Source organism: Bradyrhizobium sp. P2_E8 (genome assembly GCF_056403875.1).
In genome coordinates this window covers 1-3240 of the sequence record NZ_JBFUES010000859.1, presented here as the reverse complement: position 1 = coordinate 3240, position 3240 = coordinate 1, and the positions used below count along the sequence as shown (strand labels likewise).

General features: G+C 63.2%; 4 protein-coding genes and 1 pseudogene. 2 read left to right on the top strand and 3 right to left on the bottom strand.

Annotated features, from left to right (window positions below; genetic code table 11):
• Nucleotides 1-198 (bottom strand): annotated as a pseudogene (locus tag AC1D00_RS33195) (L,D-transpeptidase family protein); the annotation flags it as partial.
• Nucleotides 199-401: 203 nt separating this feature from the next.
• Here AC1D00_RS33195 and AC1D00_RS33190 point away from each other — a divergent pair.
• A complete protein-coding gene (locus AC1D00_RS33190; RefSeq protein ID WP_008142830.1) occupies nt 402-1088 on the top strand; it encodes a response regulator transcription factor in 687 nt (228 codons plus the stop codon).
• Between the two features lie 58 nt (nt 1089-1146).
• Entirely contained in the window at nt 1147-1590 is a 444-nt protein-coding gene (locus AC1D00_RS33185; RefSeq protein ID WP_135178627.1) for a cyclic nucleotide-binding domain-containing protein, read from the top strand.
• 127 nt (nt 1591-1717) lie between these two features.
• Here AC1D00_RS33185 and xth read toward each other — a convergent pair whose 3' ends face one another.
• Nucleotides 1718-2533, bottom strand: a complete 816-nt coding sequence (gene xth / locus AC1D00_RS33180; protein WP_404551662.1) for an exodeoxyribonuclease III — start codon at nt 2531-2533, stop codon at nt 1718-1720.
• 180 nt (nt 2534-2713) lie between these two features.
• Nucleotides 2714-3240, bottom strand: a 527-nt coding sequence (locus AC1D00_RS33175) for an outer membrane lipoprotein carrier protein LolA (protein ID WP_477013573.1), incomplete at its 5' end; no start/stop codon positions are given.

Sequence of the window (3240 nt, the reverse complement as noted above, 5' to 3'; positions counted from 1 at the left end):
GCCCTTGGGCGTGCCGCCGTCGCCCTCGCGCTTGTTGGCGAGAATACCGCCCCGCCCCAGCGCCACCGGAATCGTCAGCGCTCCGGCGGTCAGCCAGCCCCGGCGCGGATTACCGGCGGCAGGCTTAACGCGGATCGTTCGAAGCGGTCCGGAGCTTCCGGTCTTGGTGTAAGTAGCTGAAGCAACGTTGTTTTTCATGTGACCGTGCGATGTCGCATTCATTACAGGACATTCATCAAGATGCCCTGCTATTCTAGGTTAGAGTGCTTCTGGCTTGTGAATCGGTAACAGCCCACTACTTCAACACGAACAACAATAATAACAGCGACCCCTAAACTTCCCCTCGCGGCTGGGCGCGGCATGCATGCGCGCCGAGCCGGACCCCAAAAGGATGATACCCTATGGCCAATGCCCGCAAGATCCTGATCGTGGATGACGATACCGATCTGCGCGATACGTTGGTGGAGCAATTATCGCTGCACGAAGAATTCGAAGCCTCCGCCGTCGATACCGGCGCCAAGGGCGCGAGCGCCGCAAAGGCCAATTCCCCCGATCTCGTCCTGATGGATGTCGGCCTGCCCGACACCGATGGCCGCGAGGTGGTCCGCTCCCTGCGCAAGGGCGGCTTCAAGGCTCCCATCATCATGCTGACCGGGCATGACACCGATTCCGACACGATTTTGGGCCTGGAATCCGGCGCCAACGACTACGTCGCAAAACCCTTCCGCTTCGCCGTGCTGCTGGCCCGCATCCGCGCCCAGCTCCGCCAGCACGAGGCCAGCGAGGATGCGGTGTTCTCGGTCGGCCCCTACAGCTTCCGGCCCGGCTCCAAGATGCTGACCGCCGCCAATGCGCGCAAGGTCCGGCTGACGGAGAAGGAAACCGCCATCCTCCGCTTCCTCTACCGCGCCGGCCAGATGCCGGTGTCGCGCGAGACCCTGCTCCAGGAGGTCTGGGGCTACAATTCCGGCGTCACCACCCACACGCTGGAAACCCACATCTACCGCCTCCGCCAGAAGATCGAGAAGGACGCCGCCAACCCGGAGATCCTGGTCACGGAAGCCGGTGGCTACAAGCTGGTGCCGTGATACGCTTCAGGGGCGTGCGAATCGTTTTAGATCGCGTGCCCTTGAGCCTCGGATCTGAATGTCAATCGACGACGACGTAGCGCTTCTCGAGCGGGTCCCGACATTGCGCCTGTTGGGAGACGCCTCGTTGCGCATGCTGGCGATCGGCTCCGAGCAGCGTGACTTCGTCCGCGGCGACATCCTGTTCAATCTCGGCGACGACGCCGATGCCGGCTTCGTAGTCCAGCGCGGCGCCTTCCGGGTCGAGGACGGCGCCGGCGCCGAGATGATCGCAGGTCCCGGCGCGCTGATCGGCGAGCTCGCGCTGGTGGTGCCGATGAAGCGGCCGTCGAGCGCGATCGCGCTGGAGCATTCCTCCGTCATCCGCGTCGCGCGCAGCCTGTTTCAGCGCGTGCTCGAAAGCGACCCCGCCGCCGCCGTTCGCCTGCGCGACGAATTCGCCGTTCGCTCCAGCCAGATCGCGAGCGATATCCTGATGGCCGGTGCGAAGCTGACGACGTGAGCTGTCGTCCTGGCGAAGGCCAGCTTCGTAGCCCGGATGGAGCGAAGCGCAATCCGGGATTCGCGGATACGGAAAGGCTGTCCCGGATTACGCTGCGCTCCATCCGGGCTACAGGCTTCCCGTGACGTTAAACCTCGAGCGTCACCGTGACAGGCACATGGTCCGACGGCCGCTCCCAGCTCCGCGCGTCGCGGAGAATCTTGAAGTCCTGGACCGCATCTTTCAGCGCGCGCGAGACCCAGATGTGGTCGAGGCGGCGGCCGCGGTCGCCGACGGTCCAGTCGGCGGAGCGGTAGCTCCACCACGTGTAGACCTTTTCCGACATCGGAATGCGCTCGCGCGCGACGTCGACCCACTCGCCGGCTGCGAGCGCCGCGTTCAGCTTCTCGGTTTCGACAGGCGTGTGCGACACCACTTTCAGGAGCTGCTTGTGCGACCAGACGTCGTTCTCATGCGGGGCGACGTTGAGATCGCCGACCAGGATGTGGCGGTCCTCACCGCGCGGATGCAGCGGCTCGCAGGCCTTCATCTCGTCGAGGAAGCGGAGCTTGTGATCGAACTTCTCGTTCAGCGCGGGATCGGGAATGTCACCGCCGGCCGGCACGTAGAAATTATGCAGCACCAGCGGCTTTGCGATGCTGGCCTTGTCGCCGAAGGACACGGAAATGTGGCGCGAATCCACCTTGTCGCAGAAGGTGCGGATGTCCTTGGACTCGAACGGGATCTTCGAGACGATGGCGACGCCGTGATAGCCCTTCTGCCCGTTCAGCGCGACATGCTCATAGCCGAGCCGCTTGAAACGCTTCAGCGGAAAGGCGTCGTCAATGCACTTGGTCTCCTGGAGGCACAGCACGTCCGGCCGCGCGCTCTTGAGGAATTTCGCGACCAGATCGATGCGCAGCCGCACCGAATTGATGTTCCAGGTTGTCAGGGAAAGACGCATGAGAGATGCGTCTTAGCATGGATTGGCGCGGGGAAAATGCTTGTCCGCAGGGCCGAAATTGTCGGTGGGTTAGCCGAAGGCGTAACCCACCAACCTTGAACCTACGGAGATAAACAGTGGTGGGTTATGCCGAGCAGATGCGCTTTGCGCATCTGCAGGGCTAACCCACCCTACGCACCGTCAGCCCGGCGACGGGCCGTAATTGGTGAAGTCGATCTTGAACATGCCGGGATCGAGCTTCTTGGTTGCGTCGAGATTGTAGATCGCGATCGTGGTGTCGTAGCCCTGCGGSTCGGTGACGGTCCACTGCTTCAGCTGGCCGTCCTTGGCGCCGAACATCAGCAAGAGGCGGCTGGTGCCGACCAGCGCCTGCTTCTCCTCGATGGTGACGCTGACGAAGACGTCGTCGGCCGAGACGTTGACGACATTGGTGTCCTTCATCAGGTCGATGCGATCGGACAGCAGGAAGCGCAGCGGCGTCTGCGACAGCGGATAGACATCCTGGGTGGCGAGCTTGCGGTCGCGCACCACCAGCGACGATCCGTCGGCGACGATGTCGATCGGGCTCGGCGCGTCATATTCGAAGCGCACCTTGCCCGGCTTCTGGATGTAGAAATCGCCCTGCGTCTTGCTGCCGTCGGGACCGACCTGGACGAAATTCCCGACCAGCGTCGAGAGCGAGGACAGATAGGCGCTGACCTTGGCCG